Raw genomic sequence first — 26,399 nt, forward strand, 5'->3', positions numbered from 1 at the left:
TACACCGCCATTTTTCTCGGGAGCGGAATTTTGACACCGGTCTTGTGGCAAAATTCCCAGTGGAAGACGGCGCAGCCGGCTGGAACGGTCCCCGCTAACGGAGTCCCTGTTCGCGAAGCTAATCTGCCCCAGGCCCGACCTTCGGCCGATTTTCATAGAAGCCATCCTTGCGGATGGTATTTTCAGCGCTTACGCTGACGGACAGCGAAAAGTTCAAAAGTGAGTTGACACTCACTTTTGCCGGGTGTACATTATGTGACGAGGTGAGTGGCCACTCACTTAAATTGATGGGCACGCCACAGAAGAGCGCGCCACTAAGAGGTGTTCGTAATGACAGAGCCATTGCTCGAAATGAAACACGTGGAAAAGCGCTTCGGCAAACAGACCGTGCTGCAGGACATGAACTTGACCGTGTACCCTGGTCAGATTATCGGCCTGATTGGCCCGTCCGGTGCCGGCAAATCGACCGCGATTAAGACGGCGCTCGGAATGGAAGTCGCTGACGGCGGTGAATCAAAGGTGCTTGGCATCCACCTGCCAAACCGGGAAGTGCTGGGCCGGATTGGCTACATGGCGCAAAGTGATGCGCTCTACGATTCCCTAAGCGGGCGCGAGAATTTGAAATTCTTCGCGCAGATGAAGGGGGTCGCCAAGGACGGCATGACTGCCGCTATTAACCACGTTGCGGCGGTCGTTGACCTAACAGAAGACCTCGATAAGCGTGTCTCCGGCTACTCCGGCGGGATGCAGCGGCGGCTGTCACTGGCGATTGCCCTGCTCGGAAATCCCGAAATTCTGATTCTGGACGAACCGACCGTGGGGATTGATCCCGCGTTGCGGCGCAAAATCTGGGCAGAACTCAACAACATCAAGGCGAGTGGTTGCGGCGTGCTGATTACCACCCACGTGATGGACGAAGCTGAACTGACTGATCGCGTCGCACTGCTGCTGGCCGGCAAAATTATGGCCTTCGACGCTCCTAAGGCGCTCGAAGAACAGTATGGCGTGCCAACCGTTGAAGACGTCTTTCTTAAGGCAGAGGGGGCAGAGGAATAATGCGCGCATTTGCAATTTGTAAGCGAGTCTTGCAGGAACTCTTGCGGGACAAGCGCACCCTGGCGCTCATGTTCGTTGCGCCGGTGCTGATTCTTTTCTTGATGAAACTGATTTTTGCGGCCAATTCCACGACCAATGTGGATATTGCCACGGTGGGCGTGCCATCGAGCGTGCGCACCGAATTGAACGACATCAAGCACGTGGCCGTGCACAAGAAGGCCACGAACAGGGCTGCACAGAAGATGCTGACTGACCAGAAGGCGGATGCCGTAGTGCGGGAAACGAGCACGAACCACTACACCATCATTTACGCCAACACTGACGCCAGTAAAACTGCCGTCGTTAAGCAAGCCTTCAAGGCGGCGCTGGCGGCTAACGGCGTCAAGGAACTCAAGCAGACCGTCAAGACGCTCAGTGGCACGGTGCAAAAGCAGGCCGTTGTGATTGCCAAAATGCAGGCGGCAACCGCTAAGGCAAGCGGCCAGACGGCAACGGCGGCTACGCCAAGCAGTACGTCTAAGCAGGCGCCAAGCAAGAAGGCGGCGACTGTTAAAATCAAGAACCACTACCACTATGGCGATAAGGACACGAGCTTCTTCGACAAAATTGTACCGATTCTGATGGGCTTCTTCGTCTTCTTCTTCGTCTTCCTGATTTCCGGGATGGCGCTACTCAAGGAGCGAACTACCGGCACGCTCAGCCGCTTGCTGGCAACACCCGTCCGGCGTGGTGAAATCGTTGCGGGCTACATGCTTAGCTACGGGATTCTTGCCCTGGTGCAGACCGCGATCATCGTGCTCGCCACCGTTTACATGATGGGGGTCGAGATTGTTGGAAGTCTGCTGGCCATCATGGTCATCAACTTCTTGCTTGCGCTAGTTGCGCTCGCCTTTGGAATTCTGATGTCGACTTTTGCCAGTTCTGAATTCCAGATGATGCAGTTTATTCCGATTGTCGTGATTCCGCAGGTCTTCTTCTCCGGGATTATCCCGCTGGATTCCCTGGCTAGCTGGGTGCAGAACATTGCTTACATCCTGCCACTCAAGTATGCTGGAGACGCAATGAACCAGATTATCATGTACGGAACGTCTCTGATCCACCTAGGACCACAAATCGGGATGTTGCTGGTATTCCTCGTCGCTCTGACACTGCTGAACGTGCGCGGACTGCGGCGCTACCGGAAGGTCTGATTCAGCTGGCGGGGCAGATGGCGTGAGTAAAGTGGAGGGGTATTATGAGTGACGCAACGAACATTGATCAGCTTTTTGGCCAGGCCTTAGCGGCCGATGACAAGCTGCCTGTGAAGCAGCGAGCCATTTTGCAGGCGGCATTTGACCTGTTCGCTGAACAAGGCTTTGATCACACCACCACCAAGGACATTGCGCAACGCGCGGGTGTTGCCGAGGGGACGGTGTACAAGCGCTACAAGACTAAAGATGAGCTACTAGACGCTGTGCTGGCACCGATGGCGACCAGCGTCGTGCCGAGTGCGGCGACTGAGTTTGTGGAGCTACGCCTTAAGGGTGATTACACCGACTTACACGCTTATCTGCAGGCAATCGTGGATGATCGGGTGGACTTCGTGATGGGAAATTACAAGTACCTAAAAATCGTAGCGGAACGGGTGCTTGCGGACAGTGATTTCAAGACCCGCATGTTGAAAATGGTTGGGCCGCGCGTGCTGACCCCAATTGTGGAAAATATGGGGAGCTTGCAAGCAAAAGGCCTGCTCATTGATTGGCCAGTTGACATCCTCGCCCAATTGCTAATTAGTACCGTATTTGGTTTGGCAGGGCGCATCATCTTGCTACCGCAACCAGTGGATGTTGCGGCGCAGAAGCGGATGATGGTCAGCTTCTTGGAGCGAGGGTTGGCACCAGAAAAATAGCAATGTAAGGCAGTCACTTTTATCGAAGTGATTGTCTTTTTTGTTTCACGTGAAACGCGCCATGTAGTATCATTATCCCTTAGATAAACGGCGGGCGGCGGCTCGTCAGTAATGGTGGGGAATCGTGATGACAGATAAGCAAAAGGGCTTGTTCTGCGCAATTTTGGGACCGGTCTTCTGGGGTGTTTCGGGGAACGTGGCGCAGTGGTTATTCAAGAACCCGGCAATTCGGCCGGACTGGTTAGTCGCCGTACGCCTAATGGGTGCCGGTGTGTTATTGATGCTGTGGAATCTGCTACGCCAGCGCGATGAGCTGGTAAAAGTACGCCGCACACCACATGCCCTGCGCGGCCTGTTCTTCTTTAGTGTGGGTGGGGTCGTGGTGTCCCAGTTCACCTACTTCTATGCGGTGAAGACGAGTAGTGCCCCGACCGCGACGATTCTGCAGTTCCTCGGGCCGGTGTTCATCATTGTCTACTTGGCGCTGCGCAACCGCAGCCTGCCGCAACGTATTGATGTGATTTCTATCCTGGTGGCGTTCGCGGGCATCCTGCTGCTGGTGACGCACGGCAAGTGGGGATCACTTGCGCTGTCGCCGGCTGGCGTTTTCTGGGGCGTTGGCTCCGGATTAGGGGCGGCGCTATACACGCTGCTGCCGGCAAAATTACTGCGCAATTTCAGTGCGCAACTGGTCACTGGCGGCGGGATGCTATTTGCGGCGCTGGTGTTGTCGCCACTGCTGTTTTTGCAGGGGCCGAGCAAAATTAGTGGTCTTGAGGTGTTAGGCATTGCCTACGTGACCATCTTCGGGACGCTACTGGCCTATCTCTTGTACCTGCAAAGTATGCGCTACCTGCGGCCGACCACGGTGGGGATGCTAGGCGTTTTCGAGCCGCTGTCGGCGACGATTTTTGCCATTGCATTCATGGGCGCGCATTTCGGCGTGGCAGAAGTGCTGGGCGGTCTGCTGGGGCTGTCGACGACCTTCTTACAGATGCTGCCAGTGGCCAAGAAGCAGCGCAAATTACAATAATGACTGATGCGGCGCGGACGAAAAAGCTTCGCGCCGTTTTGCTTATCTGAATTGGACAGAATTAATTTTGTGCCGGCACACGCTTTCACGATTTCGGCGTATACTAACAATAAGAAAGCAAAATTGGAGGCATCACGATGAAGACACCGATTTTGGACCGCGTGAACGGCCCTGCAGATTTGAAGCAATTGAGCAGCCCTGAACTGACCGCGTTGGCAGCCGAAGCACGCAGCCTACTCATTCAGAAGTTGAGCGTGACTGGGGGCCATGTCGGCCCGAACTTGGGCGTGGTTGAACTGACCATTGCGTTGCACCGAACCTTCAACTCACCAGTAGATCACATTGTGTGGGATGTTTCCCACCAAACTTACACGCACAAGATGCTGACGGGTCGCAAACAGGCGTGGACTGATCCGGATCATTATGGCGACGTAGGCCCTTACACGGATCCGCAGGAAAGCCCGCATGATTACTACAACATTGGGCACACCTCTACATCGATTGCGCTGGCTGACGGCATGGCCGTTGCGCGCGACCTGCGCGGCGACAAGGAGAACATCATTGCCGTAATTGGGGACGGCGCACTCAGCGGTGGCATGGCGTACGAAGCACTTAGCAACGCCGCCACCTTGCACTCTAATCTGATTGTGGTGCTCAACGATAACGAGATGAGCATCGCGGAAGACCACGGTGGCTTGTACAAGGGCCTCGCGGATTTGCGGGCGACAAACGGTGCCTCCGAGCACAACCTATTTAAGGCCTTGGGACTGGATTACACCTACGTGGCGGACGGCAATAATATTGACGCCTTGCTGAAGGCTTTTGCCCAAGTGAAGGATATTGACCACCCAATTGTCGTGCATGTGCACACCAAGAAGGGGCTCGGCTTTGCGCCCGCCATGGCGAATGAGGAAGCCTTCCACTGGCACGTGCCGTTTGATGTGCAAACTGGGGCAGCACTCAAGCCGAATACTGCGCCGACATACGCTGACGTGGTGCTGGACGAACTGGACCGGCAGATTGCGGATGGCAAACCCGTTGTCGCCATTACCGCTGCGATTCCCGGCGGCTTTCACCTGAAGAAGTTCGCGGCCAAGCATCCGGACCGTTACTTTGACGTGGGGATTGCCGAACAGCAATCCATTACCTTCGCGGCCGGCTTGGCGCAGCAGGGGGCGCGTCCCGTTGCGTTTGAGAACACAACCTTCTTGCAGCGCGCCTACGACCAGATGTCGCACGACCTTGGCGTCAACAAGCTTCCGGCTGTGATTGTCTACAGCGGCGGTCACGTTACGGGCGGCGATCCGACACACCAGAGCACGTTTGACCTGGCGATGCTGACGAACATTCCGGGGATGACCGTGTTGGTACCGACCAATGCGGGCGAATTGACCGCGATGTTACGGTGGGCACTCACGCAGACGGCTGGTCCCGTTGCCATTCGTTTACCAGGTGGTCATGCGGATGACGTAGCGCCGGCAGCGGATTTTGACGTTAACAAAATGCGGGTGCTTCACGCCGGTAGCAAGCTCGCCCTCCTCGGTGTGGGTAGCTTGCTACCACTGGCGCAGGAAGTTGCAACACGCCTCAAGACTGAGCGCGGCATTGACGCCACGGTGATTGATCCACGGCGGGTGGATGCGCTCACCGACGCAGACACGCTGCAACAATTGGCGGACTACGACCTTGTTGCAACCTTTGAGGAAAACAGTCTGGACGGCGGCTTTGGCCAAAAGGTCAGTGCCTACTTTGGGCCAAGCGCGGTACGGACGCTGAATTTCGGTGCCAAGCGGCGCTTTGACCACAAGCAGACGCGGGCGGAGCTTCTGCACGAGTACAAGCTGACGGTGGAAGACGCGACGGCGGCGATTGAGGCAGTGTTGCAGTAAACAGCTCTGGCCAGCCTTAAATAGACGAACGATTATTAATTCGCAAATCATCCGTTTTGATGCACCTTCATTTCCCGGGAAATGACTGATAATCGACAGGTTCTCAGTGCTCTTGGCGAGAGAGTTCGGCTGGGTGTTCTTGGCTAAGAGAACTAAAAATAACACAAAATGGGCCATCACGAGTGTTCCGCTCGCGATGGCCCATTTTGCGTTTGTGTTATGAAAGCTGAATTGAGATTACCGATGTTGTTTCTTGCCGCGACGCAGCTTCCGCGCTGCCGCCATGCTGAGGGTGTGTTTCACTTCAGGCTGAGGCAATGCGCGTTTCATGGCTGGTTGCCAAGCAAGCGCACTGCGGTAGTGGGTCGCAAACGATGCCAAATCAGATTGGCTGGACTTCAACGACAGCTGGTTCAAACGTAATGCGATTTGGAAGCGCGTTTCGTCATCCGTTGGCGTCTCATCATTACGCAGATTGCCAATCAACATGGTTTTGGCCAGTTCATCGGCGACCGCACCGGCGCTGCCCATCTGTTCACCGATGGATTTGGCAGTGGCGCTGAGGTCGTAGAGCGGGAAGACGTAACGCTCAATCCATTTGTTGACGCAATTGAGGTAGTCCTCATCGTTCATTTTGTTCGGATCTTCACCATCCATGCGGGCGGCGACGTTAGCCATATCGATGACGGCCAGCTTGTCGGCGGCGATGATGAGGTAGGTGAGCGCTTCGATGGAGTTGTGATCAATGCGGTTGGCCTTGAGCAGGGGGTTCACCCGTGCCCAGGCCTTGGCAATTCGTTCGTCGCTGGTCTGCTGCTCAAGAGCGGCTTGCATGCGGGTACAAACGTCCGATGCGGCGTCCAGCAAGGTGTCACGATTGCTGATGTGCTTGGCCGCGGCCATGAAGTTGAAGTACGTGGTGAGAATCTCCAGAACGTGCGAAGCAGCATCATCAAAGCTCATCTCGATGCAGTCAATGACAACCTTCTGTACGGCCTGCCGGGATTCTTTACCCGTCCACCGCCGTGGTTCGCGGTCGAAGTCATCCAGCATGCTGTTGGTGTAGTCCTCGATGATGTACTGGATGTCGCGCTTGGTCGTGACCTCATCGCCGCGCCGAAAATCGGCGAAGTCACGACTGTCCCAGAATTCCTGCAAGTTCTTATCGCTGTTGCCTTTGATACGTGTGTACCGTGCTGTGTTAGCCAAGGTAGATTCCCCTCCTGAAAACCGAATATCTCGATAAGTTAAGCATAGCAGATTTTTGCGACGATTTTCTGGATGGATAATTAGGATAATTGAAATTTGAAAGCTGCAAATTAGCGTTTGTGTTATTTTTAGTGATTGATATTACCCGAAAATTTGATTATAATCCCAAACAAAATAACGGTTATCCGCCAACTGGATCCTCGTGACACTCGTGTTGGCGGGTTCCGGCAAGCTCATCGGATTCGGAGTCTGGGTGGCAACCAGTGCTGCGGCCTTGACCGTGAAACCGTGGGTGACAACAATGATGTTGCCATCTGGCTGGGCGGCGGCCACTTCCTGCATGAACGCGGCAACACGCGCCTTTACTTGCGCAAAAGTTTCACCGTTCGTTGCGACGTTGGTGTAGCTGGGCAGGACGTCCTGCAATACCGGATCAAAGACTTCCGGGTGCGTCGCCATCAGCTCTGCGTTTTGCTGGCCATCCCAGCTGCCGTAGGAAATCTCGAGGAGGCGTTCATCGACCTGCGTTGGCAAGTGCGCATCTTGGTTCAGAATTGCCGCCGTTTCGCGCGTGCGGTCGAGGGGACTGACGTATAGGCAGTCGGCAAAACTGATGTCAAAATGCGCGCGCAATTGGTCAGCCTGCTGTTGGCCTAGTGCCGTGAGGTGGGTGCGGTCATCGTTGATGGTGCCCTGTTTGAGGCCCATGGCGTTGGCATCGGTCTGGCCGTGGCGAATGAAATAGAAAGTAGTCATGGCGGTTGCTCCGTTCGTGGTAATGTGATTGCGTGTATTATCGCATACCACTGAATTTTGTCGAGCCCTTGATTGAAGAGTGGACTGCATTGCGGGCCGCGGTTGTAGGCCGATTTCTCACGTTAATTCAGATTGGTCAGAAGTCGGTCGGCATTTGTGGTGTAGGCTAAACTTAACGGGAGTGAACATTATTACCGGAAAATTCCACAAATTCACCGCTTGACACTTTCAAAGTGTTCGTGATATTGTGCTTAACAAGCAATCGCAATTCGCAGAAAAGGAGGAACCACGCATGTTTAACTTAACCATCGTCAACAGCTTCAGTTCCTCCTCTCGGTCTACTACCGCATTTGTGTAGACCGCGTTTTGTGCTTCTCGGAAGCAGGTCTCACAGGTGCTAACCGCCAACTGTGAGACCGCGATCAAACCTGTTAATGGACGCGCCCTCACAGTTTAGGCTGTGGGGGCGTTTTGTATGTTCTGGTCACAATTCAGGAGGTCGACAACATGGTCGTTTACAACTTTGCCGCAGGTCCGGCAATCATGCCCAAGGAAGTCATTAAACAGATTCAGGAAGAATTGCCATCCCTCAATGGTTCTGGGATGAGCGTACTGGAAATCTCGCACCGCGGTCAGGATTTTGACCGCATCATCGCCGATGCGGAAGCCGATTTGCGCGCACTTATGGCGATTCCGGATGATTACGCCGTGCTCTTCATGCAGGGTGGCGGGACTGGGCAGTTCGCGGCGATGCCATTGAACTTGGCGGGTCAGCATCGCCGCATCGCGGTGCTGGACAGCGGTCAGTGGGCAGCGCGGGCGGCAGAAGAGGCGCCGCGCGTCGGCGTAGTTGCCGACGTTCTGGCCAGCACTAAGGCGCAAAAATACACGCAGTTGCCAACGCTGCCGGCGCCCCTTGCGCAGGACTACGACTACCTGCACATCTGTGCAAACAACACCATCGAGGGCACGGCATACTGGCAATTGCCGACAACGGGAACGGTGCCGCTGGTGGCAGATATGTCCTCCAACATTTGTGCACAGGAATACAATGTGCGTGATTTCGGCGCGATTTTTGCCGGCGCCCAGAAGAACCTCGGACCAGCTGGGGTAACCGTTGTGATTGTGCGGCGGGACCTGATTCAGCCAATGCCAGGACTGCCAACTGTGTTTGACTACAATCTCTTCGACCGCAAGCACTCGCTCTACAACACGCCGCCGGTCTTCGCAATTTACGCGCTGGGCTTGGTGCTTAAGTGGTTACGCGCTAACGGCGGGGTCGCTGAGATGCAGCGCCGCAACCGCGTGAAGTCGGGTAAGCTCTACGATTTCCTGGATCAGTCAAAGCTGTTCCACAACCCCGTGGCTGCGGACGTGCGCTCGCTCACCAACATCCCGTTCATGACTGGCGACGCGCAGCTGGATGACGCAGTGATTCACGCGGCGACTGCGGCGGGCCTATTGAATCTGCGCGGCCACCGCAGCGTCGGCGGTCTGCGCGCGAGTCTCTACAACGCGATGCCGCTGGCCGGCGTCGACGCACTCGTGGATTTCCTGCATGATTTTGAACAACACAACTAGGAGGTAGCAAAATGTATCAAGTTAAAACTTACAATGCCATTGCCCAGGCGGGGCTGGACCGCTTCACTGACCAATACGCCATTAATGGTCAAGCCGATCCTGACGCATACCTGATTCGCTCTGTGAACCTGCGCGACCAGCAGCTACCCACTAGTTTGCAGGCCATCGTGCGCTGTGGTGCCGGCTACAACAACGTGCCAATTCACGCAGCGACCGCTAACGGTACGGCTGTGTTCAATACGCCGGGTAGTAACGCCAACGCCGTGAAGGAACTCGTTGTGGCCATGCTAATTATCGCTTCTCGCAAGCTGTTCTCCGCGGCTCGTTACGCGGCGACCAACAGCGGCGCTGACATCTCCACGCGCACGGAGCATGACAAGACGCAGTTTAACGGGACAGAATTGATGGGCAAAACGCTGGCGGTCATCGGGGTTGGGCACGTTGGCGCTCTGGTAGCCCACGCTGCTAGCGATCTGGGCATGCGCGTCATTGGTTACGATCCCTATCTATCGGCGGATGACGCGTGGCACATTCCGACCAGCACGGTGCGCGCAACCACACTGGAAGGGGCCTTAGCAACTGCGGATTACGTGACCGTGCACGTGCCGAAAAACGCCGAGACCACAGACATGATTAGCACTCGTGAACTTGCCCAAATGAAGCATGGGGCCATCCTATTGAATTTTGCCCGCGGCGGAATTGTCGATAATGACGCGGTAATTGCGGCGCTGGACGCGGGACAGGTGCAGCGTTACATGACCGACTTCGGCGCGGACGCGCTGCTCAACCGGCCAGACGTGCTGATTACCCCGCACCTGGGCGGTTCGACCGCCCAGGCCGAAGAGAACGGTGCGGTGCAGGGCGCCGAAACGATGATGACTTTCCTGGAAACGGGGAACGTGCGCAACAGTATTAACCTGCCAACCTTGCAAGTACCGTTCACCACGCCGAACCGTCTGACCATCATGCACCAGAACATTCCGAACATGGTGGGGCAGATTGCGACCATCCTCGCGGCCAATGGCGTCAACATTGAAGGCATGAGTAACGCGGCCAAGAACAAGGTCGCTTACACCATCGTGGACATTAACCAGATGCCGACTGCAGTGGCCAAGACCGTCAGCGCACAGATTAACGCGATTGAGGCAGTGCATCGAGTGCGGCTGCTCACGCGCTAACAAGATCAAAAAGGGGCTGTGCCGAAAGGAATTAGCACACGAATGTTACATCGTGGTCGCGTGTCAAGAGGCAGCCACTTGTACTCAATGCTTTAGCATTGTTAGTACAATGGACACCGAAGGGCTCCCTAATATACAAACAAGCACCAGCCAGAATCCTAAGTTCGGGATTCCGGCCGGTGCTTGTTTGTATATCGGGAGCTAACCGCCTTTTGGCACAGCCCGTTTTTTCAGTGGCTCATTCTGGATTACAGGAGAGTCAGACCCATGCCGGGGCGACCAAACCCCAGGTAATTTTTAGACATCCAAGTCAGGAATTCGATCATCTGGGGAGAGAGTTTGAGCTGAGCGGCCGGTAGTTGCAGCTGCTGTTTTAATTTTTGGGCAACGCGCACGTCGGCCACTTTTTTGGTGAGTTCAGTGCGAGCGGTGAGCAAGACAGTTCTTTCTGTTTCTGGGATACTGTCGTCCGCCAGTAAGTCGTTGATTTGAGTCATCAATTCAGTTTCAGTATGCTTGGTCATAGGGGCTCCTCCAATTATTAAGTGCGAGTATGCATGTTTTTTATCCAACCCGAATACAAAATTACGCACCTAGTGAGTTACGCCTGTCATTATACTGCTGGTCGTTTTAGATGACAGCAAAAAAATACTTAAATATTTATTTTTGATAAAAGACGTTATCTTTTATGGATGAAGCGGTATACTAGTGCCAATCACCGCGACCGTGTGGAAAGCGGTCCGTTTTGCGGGTGAGGGTTGAATTTAATACAAACAGAGTGAGGGTGTTCTAATGATCATTTTTGGTAGCAGTCATAAGGTTTCAGACGCGGATATTCTGGCACTGATCACCGATTATGTGCAAGAACCAACGCTGACCGACCGGGAGCGCACGATTGGCCAGATGGCGAAGGTAGAGCTTGAGAAAAAGCATTACTCCGTCCGGGTAATCCAGCGGGTGCTGGTTAGTTTGCAGCGTGAGGCCATTCGCGAGCGCAGCTTGACGCCGGCAGCGGATACGTTCTACCACAAGTTGAGTGATATGCTGCTGAAGATTGCGCCAATCGGTACGAATCAAGGCGCATGGACGGCACAACTCGGGTACTTGGATTAACGAGCATAAAATTGTCCGGCGCTGGGTGCGCAATAAACACCCAATGGTATTTCCCAGGAAATAGATTGGAGACAAATAAATAGACCTCGTTCGCTCAATGGCGGATGAGGTCTATTTTGATGTTATGAATGGGTTTGTTCCCTAAATTACGCTAATGCTCAAGAGCTAAACGTGCTAGTGACCGCTCTCACTTCTGCATTCCCATCTTCAGCGAGTATTGCTCACCGGCGTTGATGTCGTATTGCAGGAGCTGGTAGTCGTGGAGCATGGCCTTTTGCTTCTTGGTGAGGTCACTATAGCCAATCTTCTTGCCGGCTTTGGTGACGAAGCTCATGCCGTAACTAGGATCACCTTGCTTGTTATCGCTACGGGTCCAAATAGTTGGCATGTCTTGCTGTGCCTTGGTCAATAGAGCAACGAACGGATCAACCTTAGCGTTAGCCTGCGCGAAGGCCAGGGCGATGAAGTCGTTGGAGCCGACTTGCTCGGTGTTACTGAGCTTGGTCTTGGCACCGTGCTCACGCGCGTACTTGTTGGCGTAAACGAAGTAGTCCGTCTGGTGCAACGCAACCGAGTACTTAGCAGCCGTGTCGCCGCTGTAGAGGGCGCCGAGGTGGTCACCATAGAAGACCCAGATGATCGGCTTGTTCATAGCGTCAATCTTCTTCTTGAAGGCTGCCACCGCGTCATCCGTGTAGTGAATTCCTTGGGCGTAGCTTTCAAAAGATTCGCGCAGGGTGTTCGTGGTGAAAGCACTGCCACTAGCCCTGAAGTCGTGTTCGGAGTAGAGATTTGGTGAGTACGGCATGTGGTTTTGCATCGTAATCAAGTTAATAAATTGACCGCCCTTATGTGCGTTCAACTGGTCGTCCAGGTTGGCGTAAGCCGTCTGGTCGGACTGGTAGGAACTGTTGCCCAGCGTTTTGCGGTGCTTAATTGGGTACTTGCTACCGTCATAAATAAACTTGTTGAAGCCAAACTTCTTGTAGACACCGACGCGGTTGTATTCAGACCCGTTGAAGGGGTGGATGGCAGAAGAATAGTTGAACCACTTGGAGACGTCGGCGCTGTTCTTTTGCCCGCTGACCAGTTGCGTGTACGGCGTGGACAGGGTGGTGTCGAGGTCGCCCAGGCTCATGCCCGTCAGTGTTTCCCACTCCATGTTGGCTGTCCCGCCACCGTAACCGTAGCTCATCATCAGCCCGGAAGTGGTTTCCTTCTTGATGGCGCGGACGTTTGGAATTGGATCGCCGGACAAGGTCAGGTTTGGCACGCGCGCTGGATCTGAGAAACTCTCGCTGAGGTTGAAGATAACGGTGGTTTTCTTAATGTCGGTGGTGCGCGTTTTGTTCATCTGTGCGGCGATTTTACTGTACTTTTTGTAGAGTTTACGCATCGTGGCTTCGGAGTAATCGCTCGGTTTGGCCATGGCGGTCACGTCTAGGTTCTGGATGAACTGCGTGTAGGGACCGTTTTCCTGGGCTGCCCAGAGTTGGTTGAAAATTTTGGTGGTAATCCCGAAGTTAGTGGTCAGGTTCTGCGCTACTGAAGGCGTGTGGTTGTAGCTGCCGAAGCTCCATAGCAAGAGTGCGGAAGCGACTAGCTGCGCCAGACGGAGCGGGAACGCCACGTGCTGGTGCGCTGCCTTCTTCTCGAGAATCACAGTGAGAACAATGAGGACCACAACGCCGAGCAGTCCTGCGATGACGACTAGCGGGTTGACCATCCCGAGCAGGTTGCTCATGGACCGTACTTCGTAGATGTCGGCGGGGATAACAGGCTCGTTGCGGGCGCCAACTTTAATCGTGTTGACGATGGCCCAGACGATTTCGAAGATTAGCGTTGGCATCAGGGCGACCCAGTAACGGCCGGTGAGCCCGCGCAGAATCCAGAAGATGCACATAATCAAAATGGTCCCGAAGAACATTGCCGGAATTCGATTTAAGATGACGTGCGGGAAGATGACCCAACCGGACGTGCTCTTCCAAGCCGCCTTCATGCCGGGGTACATCAGCAAGGTCGCAATGACCTGAATGACGTAAACTGCAGCGAAAGCGAGCCCACTCGGCCACAGGTAGTTCCAGGCGGAGCGCAACAGTGGTTTGGCATCGTCACGACTCATGCTTAACGCCTCGGCGAAGTCGCGGTCGCGCAACTGATCCAGCACGCGCCAAGCAGTGGTGCGCGGTGCCAGCCAGCCGATGATGAAGGTGAGCACCAGGATGCCGACAAATAGCAGAAGCCCGGCGACGAGCATCCACAGGCCGTGAACGCTCCCCATGACGGCTTGCAACTTGGTTTTGAGCGTGGTCATGATGATATTGAGGTTGCTGGAGCGGGTGAACAGAATCAGTAGCAGGCTCCCCAGCAGTAACCATTTAGAATTACTCTGCCCAATCGGTGCTTGCCCGGCCGCGTGCAAAATATCGAGCACGGCGACGGCCGGTAGCAGAATAAATGGGGAGAGTGGCCCGATGAACTGGCCGTAGTTAGCCAGGCTCGCTTCTGGACCCAAGTAGGCGATAACGCCCATTAGTGCTGTCAGTAGCAGACCGCTCAGAAACAGCCAGCAAAAGCGCTTGACGCTGCTGGCGAGGGTGGCTGGGGCCGGCAGGAGGGCAACCAGACCGATAGCCAGTGCCGCGAATAAACCACTGCCGCCGGCAAAGGACCAGACATCACGGCCCAGAAACAGCGGAATGATTAATGCCAGTAGTAGTCCTCGGCGCCAAGCAAGTGGCCGCTGGTTGACGTGCAGGTAAGGCCGTAGCAACGCGAATAGTAATACGCCGCTCAAGAATGGGACGACGTTGCGCATTAGTGGGAACGCGGCGTTTAGCAGGCCAGTGAGGCCCAGACTGCTGCCGTTGAGCATGAGCAACACCGTTGTCAGAACGCCCGCCATGATGACGACCTGCCAGGCGTGCAAAATGGTGCGCAGGTGTGGCCGACTGTTGCTAATAAGGCGCATCATCCAGAGCAGAAAGGCATCAGCGGCGATGGCCAGTACCATTTTGATGATGACCAGGACCAGCCATTTCCACTGCGCGGTGATCGAAAGTAGGGCTGGGGTCAGGGCGCCTTTTGCACCGAACGCCAGCTCATTGATGATGAAACTGAACATGAGAAGGACGCCGATGATGACCGGCGTACCCGTTTTTTTAAGTATCTTGTTGATTGTCTTCAATTCCTCATCCAAGCCTTATCGTTTATTGATTTGAAACCATGTTATCAGTTTAGCACGCGATGCTGTGGCTGCCACGTTAAATTAAGTTCATATCTACAGGACGGCAGGCGCAAAATGAGGCTTGCACTCGGCTGGGCGCCTTGGCACACTGAATGTAAGAAGACGTGAAGTGGAGGAACTGACATGACGCATGTTGATCAATTAGCGGCAGCAGCGCAGGTGTTCTCGGTTTGGACCCTGTACTTTTTTGCCTATGGGTTTGTGGGCTGGGTATGGGAAAGTGGCTACGTGAGTGTGCGTAAGCATAAGCTCATCAACTCGGGTTTTCTGAACGGACCGGTGATACCAGTCCACGGCTTCTCGATGACAGTGGTCCTCGCGGCGGTTCAGCCATTTGCGCACAACGTGTTTCTTCTATACATTGTGAGCGCGTTGGTCATTACAGTGATCGAGTACGTGACAAGTTGGGGAATGGAGAAACTGTTCCACGCTCGCTGGTGGGATTACAGCAAGGTGCCACTGAACCTGAACGGCCGGGTGGCACTGCCCATTTCCGCTTTCTGGGGCTTGGGCGTTGTGCTGGTGGTGAAGTTCTTGCACCCCTTCGTCGCAAAAATCGTGACGCACCTCGATTTCCGCTTCGGCATTTTTGCCAGCATTGTGCTGATTGCGCTGATTATGTTCGACTTCGGCTTCACACTGGCCAATGCGCTGGCCTTTGGCGCTGCGACCAAGCGGATTGGGGATGCCATCGAGGTCAAGAAAAACGAGTTGCGGGAGGCCGCAATTGCCAGCGGCGAGAAGCTGGAGCAGGAGTTGCCGTGGCTGAGTGAGTACCGCGACCACAAGGCCGCGGGCGAGAAACTGCCACGCTTGAGTTTTGTCCAGCGGCGTTTGCTGCGGAGTTTCCCGAACCTGCAGCTACGTGACACCCGCACAAAGGCTCGCGACATCAGCAAACTGTCCGATTTGCTGAAACGCCAGCGCTAATACTGTCCGTCAGCGTGAGTCCGTGCCCGCAAGGGTGCGCCCTGCACTTCAAACTGTTTTCATACCGCCGCAAGGCGGTGGGTCGGCAACTCCGGTGGTGGTGCGCTTGGGCTGCGCTCCGGGAACTCCGTCGGGCGGGGACCGCTTCAGCCCGCTGTCGCGGTCTTCCGCTGGCAGAGTTGCCGCAAGAACGGCGTCAACTCCGCGCTCCCGAGATGATTGTATGCAGCCACGACGGCAAGAACGGCCGTCCTGTCTCCAAACAATCATCTTTTCGCCCGACTCCGTTCCCTGTGCTTCGCCCAAGCACACCACCACCTCCGTGGCCGACACGTTAATGAGTGGAGAATACCACAGATACCGAGCGACCGCTCATTCAAACGCCGGATCAAAACACAGACCGTAAAACTGGACGACGACTACCTCCAGTACTATTAAAGGCCACGATAACGGTATTCAGTGCGCACGGTAAACAGACATCCTGATTCCCGCGTCGACATTTCCCAGTACTTGTCCATTTGTTTAGTGTTTCCACCAGCTTGACCTGAAACTTTCACCACCATAGTCATGTGAATGCGCGTCGGAACTGGGTCGGATTAGCGACAGCGGACGGGAAGGGTGTGCGTGCCCACGAAAATGGCAGTGTATGTTTCGCACATGAACTTCGTGCGAAATGTACACCGCCATTTTCGTTAGGAGCGGGATTTTGCCGGCGGGTTTGCGGCAAAATCGCCAGTGGAAGACAGCGCAGCTGGCTGGAACGGTCCCACGCACACCCTTCCCGGGAGCGAAGCTAATCCGGCCCAGTTCCGACCTTCGGTCTAACCACTATTTTCAATTCCTGCATCCTTGCGGATGAAAGTTTCATGACTTACGCTGACGGACAGCGTTGCGGGTTTGACTTGGACAAATGCGGGGGATAGGTGCAACATAGATAGGTCGCCTATAACATAGAAAGAGGCCTTTGCATTGAATAAACATAAAGTCATGATTGTGACGGCAGCGCTGCTGCTGTCCAACGCCATGAGTGGTATCGACAGCACCATCGTGAATACGGCCATGCCCGCTATCATCGCGGATCTGCACGGCATCGAGCTGATGGGCTGGGTGGTTGCCATCTTCCTGCTTGGTACCGCCGTCAGCACGCCGCTCTGGAGCAAACTCGGTGAGCGTGTCGGCAACAAACTGGCTTACCAGCTCGCCGCAGTGTTCTTCGTGCTGGGCTCCCTTTTGCAGGGGCTCGCACCGAACATGCTGTTCCTGATTATTTCCCGGGCAATTGCCGGTATTGGGAACGGGGGTATGGTGTCGCTGCCTTACATTATCTACGCGCAGCTATATGCTAATCCGCGCAAACGGATGCAGGTGCTGGGATTGGTTTCTGCCAGTTACAGTACCGCCACAATCATTGGTCCGCTTATCGGGGGCTACATCGTCGATAGTTTCGGCTGGCACTGGGTGTTCTACCTAAACGTGCCAATTGGGCTAATTTCGGCCATTGCTGTGCAGGTCTTCTTCAACGAAAAACGGCGAGCACAGCGCAATACCGCAGTGGACTACCTCGGTGCGGTGCTACTCACAATTGGGCTGAGCGTCTTGCTGACGGCGACCGAATTGATTGGCGCCGTGGCTGGGTGGATTGTGTTGGCACTTTTCGCCGTGGCACTGGTTGTACTGGCGGCCTTGGTGCGGATTGAGACGCACGCGGCTGACCCAATTATTCCGGCGCGACTGTTCCAGAATCATGAGTTACTGATTGATTTTGCACTCTTCATGATTATCTGGGGTGCTTTTATGGGCTTTGCTATCTATGCGCCGATGTGGGCACAAGGATTGCTGGGGGTCAGTGCCCTGATTGGTGGTGCGACCCAAATTCCGGCGTCTTTTGCGAATTTTGCCGGATCCGGGGTGGTGGCGCCACTGCGGCGGCGCTTTAGTCCGCAGCAAGTAGTTGCCATTGGCACCTGGACGCTCACCGCTGCCTTTGTCATCATGGCCTTACTTGGCAAGAACGGTGCTTACTGGTTACTGCTGGTGGCCGGCGCGTTGCAGGGATTTGGCAACGGGGCCTGTTTCAACGAATTACAGGTCAAAGTGCAACAGGACGCGGACCCGCAGGACGTGCCATCTGCGACCTCCTTCAGTTTCTTAATTCGAATGCTGAGTCAGACTTTCATCGCCTCGATTTTTGGCATCATCATGAACCATGCGTTGCGGCGCGGCGTGCAGACGTCTGGCGGCCAGATTAGCATGAAGATGATGAACAAATTGAGCGATGCCGGTAGTGCCAAAACACTGCCACAGTACCTGTTACCGGCGATGCGCACCATCATGCATAATGGGTTGCACAACATTATGTTGCTGTCGCTGGTCATGATGCTGGTCGCTGCAGGCATTAACTTGTGGGCGCTGCGTCGGGAACGACGACAGCGTGCGCAGGCCACTGCTTAAACCAGGTCGAGGGCAACCAATGTCGAGGAAAACGACCGTGACTTTGCTGAGTCATGGCCGTTCTTTTTTTGCGAATTAATTCGTCTAAAATGGACCAAACGTTGCAGATATACAAATAAGTGAACGTTTCACCTTGAATCTGCAAAATAAAGCGGACTGTGTTATTGTTACGCACTCGTTCAGGTGGTATATTTTTTGCGAGGAGGAGTTAATTCATATGAAGAAGAATCTATTAGCGACGACTGGTGTCGTGCTCAGCATGCTTGCTGCCGGCGCCCTGTTTACAACCACTAACAGCGCAAATAATTCCGTTTCCGCTGCTAGCAACATTCAAGTTAAATCTAACTACGGTGCGCGTTCGAACGCGACCGTCAACGTCAAAGGTGTCAAAGGGGTTGCGGACAAGAAGTACAGCACCAAGAGTTCCACAACCGCGCGGACTTACAAGGTAACTGCGGGGACCAACAAGGGGACTTCTTGGAAGACTGCCTTTTTCCTGCCACAAAAGGCCATTACCAGCACGAATAACCCTAGCAACAAGAAACAGACTTACTTTGCCGGTTCCGCTGCCCAAGGGTTCGCGATGGACCGGTCTGGTAACATGTACCTGGCATTCTCCCGCCGGAACAGTAATGGTGCCAAGACCGGTTACCTCTACGGTGGTTACATCATGCGTTTGGACACCACGGCATTGGCTAAGCTGAAGGCCAACCCGAAGCTGCTGATATCTAAGCCAACCGCACTGCTTAGCGGCAAGCACATGCGTTTCTCCAACCTGGACAGCGCCTTTTGCAGTGGTAGTCTGGCTTACGATCCTGCCAGCAAGAAGGTGAAGTTCTTCGTTGCCTTTAGTAAGGGCGGCGACAGCTACCTGAAGTCGCACCCTGTGCAGATGGCGACTGTGAACCCAACGACGCTGAAGCGCGAATCCACGGCTAAGTTCTACCTCTACGATGCCCTGAGCAAGCACTACAGCGCACCTAATGTCCTGGCCTTTGATAACAGTGGTAACTTCTACACCGCCGCTGCTGCCTCTTTGCTCACGACTAAGGGGACGGCTTACATCATCACGCAGGGCAAGCGCTCTGGTTCGAGCTACAAGGTGGAACAACTTGGCATGTCCATCAAGCCAGTTCTTTCTACTCAGCTCCAGGGGATTTCCATCGACGGTGACCGCTTCTACATCAACTCTAACTCGGCTTACATGAGTTTCAGTTTGAGCAACTACCTCAAGAACGCCATGACGCCAAGCAAGGCGGGCAGTGCACAGTCTTGGATGGGTGTTGAAGCCAACCAGCTGTCTGGCAACCGTGAAACCGAAAACTACGCAGCCCTAAATGGCACGAAGTACGGTGTTCTGACTTACCCGAACGAAGTGATCATGTCGGCAGCGGCGAAGAAGCCTGCTGCTAAGAAGACGGCTTCCAAGACCGTGCAGGTGGTTTACCACCCCGGCTACGGGATTGCCATCTGGAACACTTACAAGGATGGCCGCAAGGTTGTTAAACGCAACGGCAAAATGGTCACCTTGAAGCACGGGACCAAGTGGAAGTACTTCACCAAGGTCAGCTACAAGGGGACAAACTGGTACAACCTCGGTGGTGCCCAGTGGCTCCAGGGAACCTATCTGAAGGAAGTTAAGTAAAGCGTGTGATTAACGTCTCATTTGCGAATTTTGGGCGACAAAATTCGGGGTGAAACGTTTTTATATGGTTTGAGTGAATGGCAGTTCACATTTTTGCTCAAAAAAATTCCGCTCGTTCAGAGCCGGCAAAATGCCGGTATAACGCGAATTGATTCGCTTTCAAATATGCAATCCGAAATATAAATTGCAAGTAAATGAGAATTAATTGTGCAAAAAGTGTTGACGTGCGTCTGATTTTAATTTAAAGTACAGACATCATCTAATCAGACAAAAGACAAAGCGTAGCAGGAGGAGTCAGTAGCGCGTTTCAGTGAGCCGCAGTTAGTGAGAAGCGGTAACGTTAAGCTGGTGAAAGTAGGCTACAAGTTTCCACCGTGACCGTCAGGAAGTGGTGGATGGGATTGCGCCCATTACAGCAATGAAGTATCGCCGGTGTCCGGAGCCGGCCGTACTTTTTGAGGCACTACTGGTGACGGTAGTACGATGTAAGGTGGTACAGCGCCCAGGCGCCCTTAGCAATGATTCAATTGCTAGGGGCGCTTTTTTTGTCCGCGTCATAGTCTGCACTTATTAATTCGGAGGTAGTCAACATGGAAAGTACTAAAAACAAACTTTCACGTCGTCAGTACATTATTTTGGGATCAATGTTGTTTGGGCTCTTCTTCGGGGCCGGCAACCTGATTTTCCCGATTCACCTCGGGCAAATCTCTGGTAGCAACTGGCTGCCTGCCGCCATCGGCTTCCTGCTCTCCGCAGTTTGCCTGCCACTGCTTTCCATTCTCGCCATCTCAATGACGCGCAGTGACAGCATGTACCACCTGGCCCGGCCAGTAGGGAAGGGCTTCGCACTCTTCTTCCTCATCTGCACGCACGCCAGCTTGGGCCTGCTGATTGCGTCCCCACGTACCGCGACGGTTTCCTTCGAAATCGGTATCAAGCCTTTCATCGCCAGTGGCATGCAACACACAGCACTGATCATCTACTCCCTGATTTTCTTCACGATTACTTACTTCCTGTCCCGCAACCAGTCCAAGATGACCAGTTACGTGGGCAAGATTCTTAACCCATTCCTGATTCTGCTTCTGGTGGCCGTTTTCGCCACCGCCTTCATCATCAAAGGTGACGGTGCAACGCTCGGGACTATCGGCAAAATGAATGCCGGTGGCAGCAACATGATCAACGGCTTCCTCCAGGGTTACAACACCATGGACGCGCTGGCTGGTCTCGGTTTTGGGGTTACCATCGTTACCGCACTGAGCTTCTTCGGCATCACCGGGACCAACGAACGGTCTAAGTCCGTTGCCAAAATCGGCAGTATCTCCATGGGCCTTGAAGCCATCATCTACGCCTTGCTGATTGCGCTGGGTGCTATCTCTACGACCTTTACCAAGACCACAGCTAACGGTGGTCCCGCATTTTCCGCCATCATGAACCACTACACCGGGATCATCGGGACTTCAATGCTCGCCGCCATGGCCATCCTGGCCTGCCTGACCACGTCCATTGGGCTGGTAACTTCCTTCTCGCAGGACCTCGGCAAGCGTTTCCCTAAGATTGGGTTCAAGCGCTTCTTGCCTTTCACCTGCATCGGCGGGTTCCTCATCTCCAACTTTGGTTTGAACGAAATCATCGCCCTGTCCACACCAATTCTGATGTTGCTGTACCCACTGGCCATTGGCTTGATTCTCCTCGGCGTTATGCACCCATTCATTGGTAAGTCACCAATCATTTACAAGGCCACGATTGGTCTGACCTTGATTCCTGCTATCCTCGATGCCATTCACGCACTGCCACCATTCTTCGCGAACATGGGTCTCTTCAAGGCAATTGACAGCTTCTCCACAAGTTACATTCCTTGGTTCAGTATCGGGATGGACTTTGTACCATTCCTGCTGATCGGCTTCATCGCCGGCCTCATCATTAACAAGTTTGCCAAGCAGCCAATGCGCAGCACTTCCGCTAGTGAAATCGACTAAACAGCTGCAACACATATTCCGGCAACCACCGAATGCATATGCACCACTGGCTCAGCGCTGCCAGTGCTGGACCACCACATAGACGCCCTGCGTCACAGAACCCGCTCTGCGCGGGACACATAACACATAACATAAAAACAATCCGCTCGTTAGTCTTTATGACTAGCGGGCGGATTTTATTTTCTGGGAAATGACCCTTACTTGGAAATGGTGATGCCCAAAATATCGTAAGGCGACAGGTACAGTGCGCGCATGATGAGTGCGGCGACCGCGTCTTGAGGCATATCGTCCGCGCTGACGAGCCAGGTGGTCACGATGGTCATAATCGCGTTCGTAACCAGGTTTAGGGCGTACTCACGGGGAATGTCATGGCGAAAATTGCCGTTACCCTTCACACGCGTCAATTCCTTGACGATGGCGGTTTGCAACCGCGCGGTGACATCGCGGGTGAAGTCGGGGTCGCCGTTGATGCCGAACAGAAAGCGAAGCAGTTCCTTATCTTCGGCCGCCAGTGCGATAACATCCGTGATGATGGGGTAAGGGCGGCCTTTCGTCCATTCCCGGTAATCCATGGCGCCATCGATTTCGTTAGTCAACAGTTGCTGCAGCCGATTCGTGAAGTAGGTTTCGAGCTGCGTGACCAGATCCTCTTTATCTAGGTAGTGCAAATAGAAAGTGCCCCGGCTGATACCGCTGGCGCGCGTCAGGTCACTCACGGTAATTTGGGTGAGTGGCTTGGTACTGCCAACGTGTACCAATGCGGCCGTGATTGCCGCTTTGGTTTTAGCAATTCGTTCCTGTTGGGTGGGCATAATGACCTCCATCTTTTTACTGAACACATTTTTGAAAACTGCTCATAGAATTTTGCCGTGCGCATGCTTTAATGACTTCGTAAGTTAATTAACACGTTGTTCATTATTAACTAAGCGGAGGAGAAGTGCAATGACAGCTTTCATTTCTGTTCAAAATGAAGTCAAAACATACGGCACCGGTGATAACGCGGTAACCGCCAACAAGGACATTAGTTTCGAGATCGAACCTGGAGAGCTCACCATTATTCTGGGGGCATCCGGGGCCGGGAAGTCGACCCTGCTGAACGTGCTGGGCGGCATGGATCACCTAACTAGCGGCAGTGTCAACGTCAACGGGGTGGAATTGGGTAATCTTGATACCCGCGGGTTAACGACCTACCGGCGCAAGCAGGTCGGGTTTGTGTTTCAGTTTTACAACCTGGTGCAGAACTTGACCACAACGGAAAACGTTGAACTGGCATCCGAGATTGCGGACAACGCCATGGACGCCACTGCGGCGCTAACCACGGTTGGTCTGGAAAAACGCACCCGCAACTTTCCGGCGCAATTATCTGGCGGGGAGCAGCAGCGTGTGGCGATTGCGCGTGCTATTGCGAAGAACCCTGACCTTTTGCTCGCGGACGAACCAACTGGGGCGCTGGACTACAAGACGGGGAAGAAAATCCTACAGTTGTTCCAGGATTACACGCGTCAGTCCGGGAAGAATGTCATCATCGTCACCCATAACTCGATGATTCGGCCGATGGCAGACCACGTGATTGAAATCGCAGACGGTCAGGTGAAGGCCGACGAGCGCAACGCAAAACCAACCCCCGTAGCGGAATTGGAATGGTAGGTGTGCAGAAATGAGCATGTTAAATCACAATATGTGGCGTGAATTCCGAGCGTCTTTGGCCCGTTTTATCTCCGTCACCGCGTTGCTCATGCTGGGGGTGTTTGTCCTGATTGGATTGAACGTCACTGGCCGCAACATGCGCAAAACCGCGCAGACGGACTATGCGCGCGAGCACTTAGCCGACGCTAAAGTGACCTCGACCGTGGCGTTGAATGCGGCTGACCAGCGCAGCATTCGCAACTTGGCCGGCATCAAAACGACGGAGTTCGGTCACACGCAGGATGTGCTGATCAAAAACAGCAACCACGCGGTGCGGGTGCAGAGCAACCCGCAGACCCTGTCTAAGCTCACTTTGACGAAGGGTCACAAGGCGTGCAACCAGCAGCAGATTGTGCTGAGTGACAAACTGCGCGGGCAGTACCACATTGGTGATAAAATTACTTTTGCAGCTGGTAAAGCAGGTGCGACGACCGGGCTGACGCACAAGCAGTTCACCGTTGTCGGCTTTGCCACCTCAACGGAATTTCTGAAGAAGGATAAGCTCGGCAGCACCAGTCTGGGCAACGGCACACTCTACGGGTTCGCGTACGTCAGCAAGTCGGCCTTCACCAGCAGCAAGCCGAACGTCGCCCGCCTCGCCTTCACGCAGACGAAGGGCGCCGCGTACTCGACGGCTTATGAGCATCACGCAACGCAGCTCACCAAGCGTCTGCAAAAGAAGCTCAACAAGCGTAACGATGTGCGTGTGGCGGATTTGCGGACGCAGTTGCAAAAGCAGATTGACGATGGTGCAAAGACCATTAGTGACAGTAAGGCCGCTTTGCAGACAGCAACGACGCAGATTGCCACTGCGCAGAAGCAACTGGATACGCAACTTGCGCAGGCAAAGGCCGCCGGTAGCAGCACGGTAGTTGCCCAACTGGCAATTAAGCAAAAGGCGCTCAGCAAGCAGCAGGCAACGCTTGACGGCAAGCGTAACAGTATTGCACTCGCCGAGGATAAACTGGCGCAGGCCCGGACGAGCAAGCGCCAACTGACGGACGTCAGCCTGACTATTCAGAGCCGCAACGACTATAATGACGGTTACAATAACTACGGTGAAGATGCCGCGCGCATCGATACGCTGGGCAAATCTTTTCCAGCTTTCTTCTTCCTGATTGCCATTTTGGTGAGCTTCACGACCATGCGGCGGATGGTCGAAGAAAAGCGCATCGAGATGGGGACTCTGCGCGCCCTGGGCTACAGTAAGGGCGAAGTCATGCGCGAGTTCTTGGTCTACAGCGTTTTGACGGCGATTACCGGGACCGTTCTGGGGAGTGTTCTTGGCCTGGTAGCTCTGCCGCGGATTATTTTCCGGGCGTACACGGCCAACTTTAACTTTGCTAGTCTGCAACTGGGATTGCATCCGGCTTATGTCGTGTTCGGGCTGGGACTAGCGCTGTTTTCCACGGTGCTGGCCTCCTGGTTGGCCGCGCATTCGTCGCTCAAAATTATTCCGGCAGAGCTGATGTTGCCGAAGCCGCCGGCAAGTGGTTCGCGCATTCTGCTGGAACGGATTGGTGTTATCTGGCGCAAGATGAGTTTCTCGCACAAGGTAACCGCGCGGAACCTGTTCCGTTATAAGGGGCGGATGCTGATGACCATTATTGGGGTGGCCGGCGCGACGGCGCTGATGATTACCGGCTTTGGGATTCGCGACTCGCTGAGCACGATTGTTGATCGGCAGTTCGGCGGCATTAGTAACTATGACCTGGTTGCCGTTTATAATCCCGATGCCAGTGCGAGTGCGGTGCATAAAGCGCAGAACGTGGTGACTGAGTCGAGCACGGTAAAACGTTACACGGATGCGTACTTTGCCAATGTTTACGCCACAAGCAGCAATTCGGATTCCCGAGAAAACATTGCACTGACAGTGCCCCAGAACACGGCTAAGCTGGACAAGTACGTTAAATTGCGTGACAGCAAAACAAAACAACGTTTGCATTTGAGTGACAAGGGCGCAATTGTCTCGCAGAAGTTGGCCAAGCTTCAAGGCGTTAAGGTCGGCGATTCCTTCACCATCCACGATCAGGATGGCAGTGCGCACCGCATTAAGGTCGCCGGCATTACCACGATGTACGCGGGTCACTATGTTTACATGAACCAGACCTACTACGCCAAGGTCTACGGCGCAAAAACGCAGGCGAATGCCTACTACGTCACGCTGAAAAACAATCAGGATAAGCAGGTCAACGCTATTGCCGCCCGTTTCAATCACCATGCAGCGGCGGTATCGACCGTGCAGGCGCGTGAGAACAAAGAAACCATTACCAACATTCTCAGCAACCTGAACAACTTGATTCTGGTGCTGGTACTCAGCGCGTCCCTGCTGTCACTGGTGGTGCTCTACACCTTGACCAACATCAACGTATCGGAGCGAATTCGCGAACTGTCGACGCTCAAGGTGCTCGGTTTCTACCCACGTGAAGTGCTGATGTACATTTACCGGGAGACGAACATTTTGACTGGTGCCGGGATTGTCGTCGGCATCGGGGTGGGTTACGGCTTCCATGCCTATATCATGGCGCTGCTGCCGCCCGCAACGGCGATGGTGGCCCCAGGTCTCACCTGGATGAACTTACTCATTTCGGTAGTATTGACAGTAATCTTCTCGCTCATCGTCATGACCCTGATGAATCACAAAATTCAAAGTGTCGATATGCTTGAAGCGTTGAAGTCAGTCGACTAATCGGTAAAAAAATAGCTTCATCTGTGGACCAATTCGGTCTACAGATGGGGCCGTTTTATTTTCCGGGAAATA

The 26,399-nt window shown here is 54.1% G+C and carries 19 protein-coding genes; 14 read left to right on the forward strand and 5 right to left on the reverse strand.

Translation table 11 applies throughout. The annotated features are described in order from the left end of the window. Positions 1-330 precede the first annotated feature (330 nt). The 5 genes from EKM97_RS08480 to EKM97_RS08500 all read left to right on the forward strand — a co-directional run bounded on the left by EKM97_RS08480 (position 331) and on the right by EKM97_RS08500 (position 5,866). Positions 331-1,056: an ABC transporter ATP-binding protein gene (locus EKM97_RS08480; RefSeq protein ID WP_125571972.1), complete on the forward strand. Its 726-nt coding sequence runs from the start codon at positions 331-333 to the stop codon at positions 1,054-1,056. Then, a complete protein-coding gene (locus tag EKM97_RS08485; RefSeq protein ID WP_125571973.1) occupies positions 1,056-2,246 on the forward strand; it encodes an ABC transporter permease in 1,191 nt (396 codons plus the stop codon). Before EKM97_RS08480 ends, EKM97_RS08485 begins: the two co-directional genes overlap by 1 nt. A gap of 44 nt (positions 2,247-2,290) precedes the next feature. Beyond that, positions 2,291-2,944 carry a TetR/AcrR family transcriptional regulator gene (locus EKM97_RS08490; protein ID WP_125571974.1) on the forward strand — a complete coding sequence of 218 codons (654 nt, stop codon included), beginning with the start codon at positions 2,291-2,293 and terminating at the stop codon, positions 2,942-2,944. A 127-nt stretch (positions 2,945-3,071) separates the two neighbouring features. Next, a complete protein-coding gene (locus EKM97_RS08495) occupies positions 3,072-3,977 on the forward strand; it encodes an EamA family transporter (RefSeq protein WP_191985992.1) in 906 nt (301 codons plus the stop codon). Positions 3,978-4,114: 137 nt separating this feature from the next. Then, the gene (locus tag EKM97_RS08500) at positions 4,115-5,866 is read left to right on the forward strand and encodes a 1-deoxy-D-xylulose-5-phosphate synthase (protein WP_125571976.1); all 1,752 of its coding nucleotides are present in this window, start codon (positions 4,115-4,117) and stop codon (positions 5,864-5,866) included. Positions 5,867-6,103: 237 nt separating this feature from the next. Here the strand turns inward: EKM97_RS08500 and EKM97_RS08505 are convergent, their stop codons facing one another. Both EKM97_RS08505 and EKM97_RS08510 read right to left on the reverse strand, forming a co-directional pair. Further along, positions 6,104-7,075: a hypothetical protein gene (locus tag EKM97_RS08505; protein ID WP_125571977.1), complete on the reverse strand. Its 972-nt coding sequence runs from the start codon at positions 7,073-7,075 to the stop codon at positions 6,104-6,106. A 141-nt stretch (positions 7,076-7,216) separates the two neighbouring features. Continuing rightward, positions 7,217-7,831 (reverse strand): histidine phosphatase family protein, encoded by a 615-nt coding sequence (locus EKM97_RS08510; RefSeq protein ID WP_125571978.1) that lies wholly within the window; start codon positions 7,829-7,831, stop codon positions 7,217-7,219. Positions 7,832-8,338: 507 nt separating this feature from the next. On the opposite strand from EKM97_RS08510, the gene serC reads away from it, so the two are divergent. Both serC and EKM97_RS08520 read left to right on the forward strand, forming a co-directional pair. Next, positions 8,339-9,412, forward strand: coding sequence for a 3-phosphoserine/phosphohydroxythreonine transaminase (serC, locus tag EKM97_RS08515; protein WP_125571979.1), 1,074 nt, complete (start codon positions 8,339-8,341; stop codon positions 9,410-9,412). Between the two features lie 11 nt (positions 9,413-9,423). Further along, positions 9,424-10,590: a 3-phosphoglycerate dehydrogenase family protein gene (locus EKM97_RS08520; protein ID WP_125571980.1), complete on the forward strand. Its 1,167-nt coding sequence runs from the start codon at positions 9,424-9,426 to the stop codon at positions 10,588-10,590. 248 nt (positions 10,591-10,838) lie between these two features. Here the strand turns inward: EKM97_RS08520 and EKM97_RS08525 are convergent, their stop codons facing one another. Further along, a complete protein-coding gene (locus EKM97_RS08525; RefSeq protein ID WP_125571981.1) occupies positions 10,839-11,114 on the reverse strand; it encodes a bacteriocin immunity protein in 276 nt (91 codons plus the stop codon). A gap of 268 nt (positions 11,115-11,382) precedes the next feature. Between EKM97_RS08525 and EKM97_RS08530 the strand changes: the two genes are divergently transcribed. Then, positions 11,383-11,703 (forward strand): bacteriocin immunity protein, encoded by a 321-nt coding sequence (locus EKM97_RS08530; RefSeq protein ID WP_125571982.1) that lies wholly within the window; start codon positions 11,383-11,385, stop codon positions 11,701-11,703. A 187-nt stretch (positions 11,704-11,890) separates the two neighbouring features. On the opposite strand, the gene EKM97_RS08535 is transcribed toward EKM97_RS08530, so the two are convergent. Continuing rightward, on the reverse strand, positions 11,891-14,890 hold the full coding sequence (locus EKM97_RS08535) for an LTA synthase family protein (RefSeq protein ID WP_125571983.1): 3,000 nt from the start codon (positions 14,888-14,890) through the stop codon (positions 11,891-11,893). 183 nt (positions 14,891-15,073) lie between these two features. Between EKM97_RS08535 and EKM97_RS08540 the strand changes: the two genes are divergently transcribed. From EKM97_RS08540 to brnQ, 4 genes are all read left to right on the forward strand, one after another. Then, positions 15,074-15,880, forward strand: a complete 807-nt coding sequence (locus EKM97_RS08540; RefSeq protein WP_125571984.1) for a putative ABC transporter permease — start codon at positions 15,074-15,076, stop codon at positions 15,878-15,880. A gap of 969 nt (positions 15,881-16,849) precedes the next feature. Then, complete coding sequence (locus EKM97_RS08545) at positions 16,850-18,331, forward strand: MFS transporter (protein WP_404820208.1); 1,482 nt, start codon at positions 16,850-16,852, stop codon at positions 18,329-18,331. A 217-nt stretch (positions 18,332-18,548) separates the two neighbouring features. Then, complete coding sequence (locus EKM97_RS08550; RefSeq protein ID WP_125571985.1) at positions 18,549-19,976, forward strand: hypothetical protein; 1,428 nt, start codon at positions 18,549-18,551, stop codon at positions 19,974-19,976. 590 nt (positions 19,977-20,566) lie between these two features. After that, on the forward strand, positions 20,567-21,952 hold the full coding sequence (gene brnQ, locus EKM97_RS08555; protein WP_125571986.1) for a branched-chain amino acid transport system II carrier protein: 1,386 nt from the start codon (positions 20,567-20,569) through the stop codon (positions 21,950-21,952). Between the two features lie 197 nt (positions 21,953-22,149). Here brnQ and EKM97_RS08560 read toward each other — a convergent pair whose 3' ends face one another. Continuing rightward, positions 22,150-22,764, reverse strand: a complete 615-nt coding sequence (locus EKM97_RS08560) for a TetR/AcrR family transcriptional regulator (protein ID WP_164507494.1) — start codon at positions 22,762-22,764, stop codon at positions 22,150-22,152. Positions 22,765-22,894: 130 nt separating this feature from the next. On the opposite strand from EKM97_RS08560, the gene EKM97_RS08565 reads away from it, so the two are divergent. Beyond that, on the forward strand, positions 22,895-23,599 hold the full coding sequence (locus EKM97_RS08565; RefSeq protein ID WP_125571988.1) for an ABC transporter ATP-binding protein: 705 nt from the start codon (positions 22,895-22,897) through the stop codon (positions 23,597-23,599). Positions 23,600-23,615: 16 nt separating this feature from the next. Continuing rightward, positions 23,616-26,327, forward strand: a complete 2,712-nt coding sequence (locus EKM97_RS08570; protein ID WP_164507495.1) for an ABC transporter permease — start codon at positions 23,616-23,618, stop codon at positions 26,325-26,327. Positions 26,328-26,399 lie beyond the last annotated feature (72 nt).

The sequence above is a fragment of the Lacticaseibacillus songhuajiangensis genome, assembly GCF_003946025.1.
Lineage (GTDB): Bacteria > Bacillota > Bacilli > Lactobacillales > Lactobacillaceae > Lacticaseibacillus > Lacticaseibacillus songhuajiangensis.

Coding starts and splice junctions, on each gene's coding strand:
- EKM97_RS08490 (WP_125571974.1), top strand. CDS start 2,291: ATGAGTGACGCAACGAACATTGATCAGCTTTTTGGCCAGGCCTTAGCG.
- EKM97_RS08540 (WP_125571984.1), top strand. CDS start 15,074: ATGACGCATGTTGATCAATTAGCGGCAGCAGCGCAGGTGTTCTCGGTT.
- EKM97_RS08485 (WP_125571973.1), top strand. CDS start 1,056: ATGCGCGCATTTGCAATTTGTAAGCGAGTCTTGCAGGAACTCTTGCGG.
- EKM97_RS08500 (WP_125571976.1), top strand. CDS start 4,115: ATGAAGACACCGATTTTGGACCGCGTGAACGGCCCTGCAGATTTGAAG.
- serC (WP_125571979.1), top strand. CDS start 8,339: ATGGTCGTTTACAACTTTGCCGCAGGTCCGGCAATCATGCCCAAGGAA.
- EKM97_RS08560 (WP_164507494.1), bottom strand. CDS start 22,764: ATGCCCACCCAACAGGAACGAATTGCTAAAACCAAAGCGGCAATCACG.
- EKM97_RS08495 (WP_191985992.1), top strand. CDS start 3,072: ATGACAGATAAGCAAAAGGGCTTGTTCTGCGCAATTTTGGGACCGGTC.
- EKM97_RS08550 (WP_125571985.1), top strand. CDS start 18,549: ATGAAGAAGAATCTATTAGCGACGACTGGTGTCGTGCTCAGCATGCTT.
- EKM97_RS08565 (WP_125571988.1), top strand. CDS start 22,895: ATGACAGCTTTCATTTCTGTTCAAAATGAAGTCAAAACATACGGCACC.
- EKM97_RS08520 (WP_125571980.1), top strand. CDS start 9,424: ATGTATCAAGTTAAAACTTACAATGCCATTGCCCAGGCGGGGCTGGAC.
- brnQ (WP_125571986.1), top strand. CDS start 20,567: ATGGAAAGTACTAAAAACAAACTTTCACGTCGTCAGTACATTATTTTG.
- EKM97_RS08510 (WP_125571978.1), bottom strand. CDS start 7,831: ATGACTACTTTCTATTTCATTCGCCACGGCCAGACCGATGCCAACGCC.
- EKM97_RS08525 (WP_125571981.1), bottom strand. CDS start 11,114: ATGACCAAGCATACTGAAACTGAATTGATGACTCAAATCAACGACTTA.
- EKM97_RS08480 (WP_125571972.1), top strand. CDS start 331: ATGACAGAGCCATTGCTCGAAATGAAACACGTGGAAAAGCGCTTCGGC.
- EKM97_RS08530 (WP_125571982.1), top strand. CDS start 11,383: ATGATCATTTTTGGTAGCAGTCATAAGGTTTCAGACGCGGATATTCTG.
- EKM97_RS08570 (WP_164507495.1), top strand. CDS start 23,616: ATGTTAAATCACAATATGTGGCGTGAATTCCGAGCGTCTTTGGCCCGT.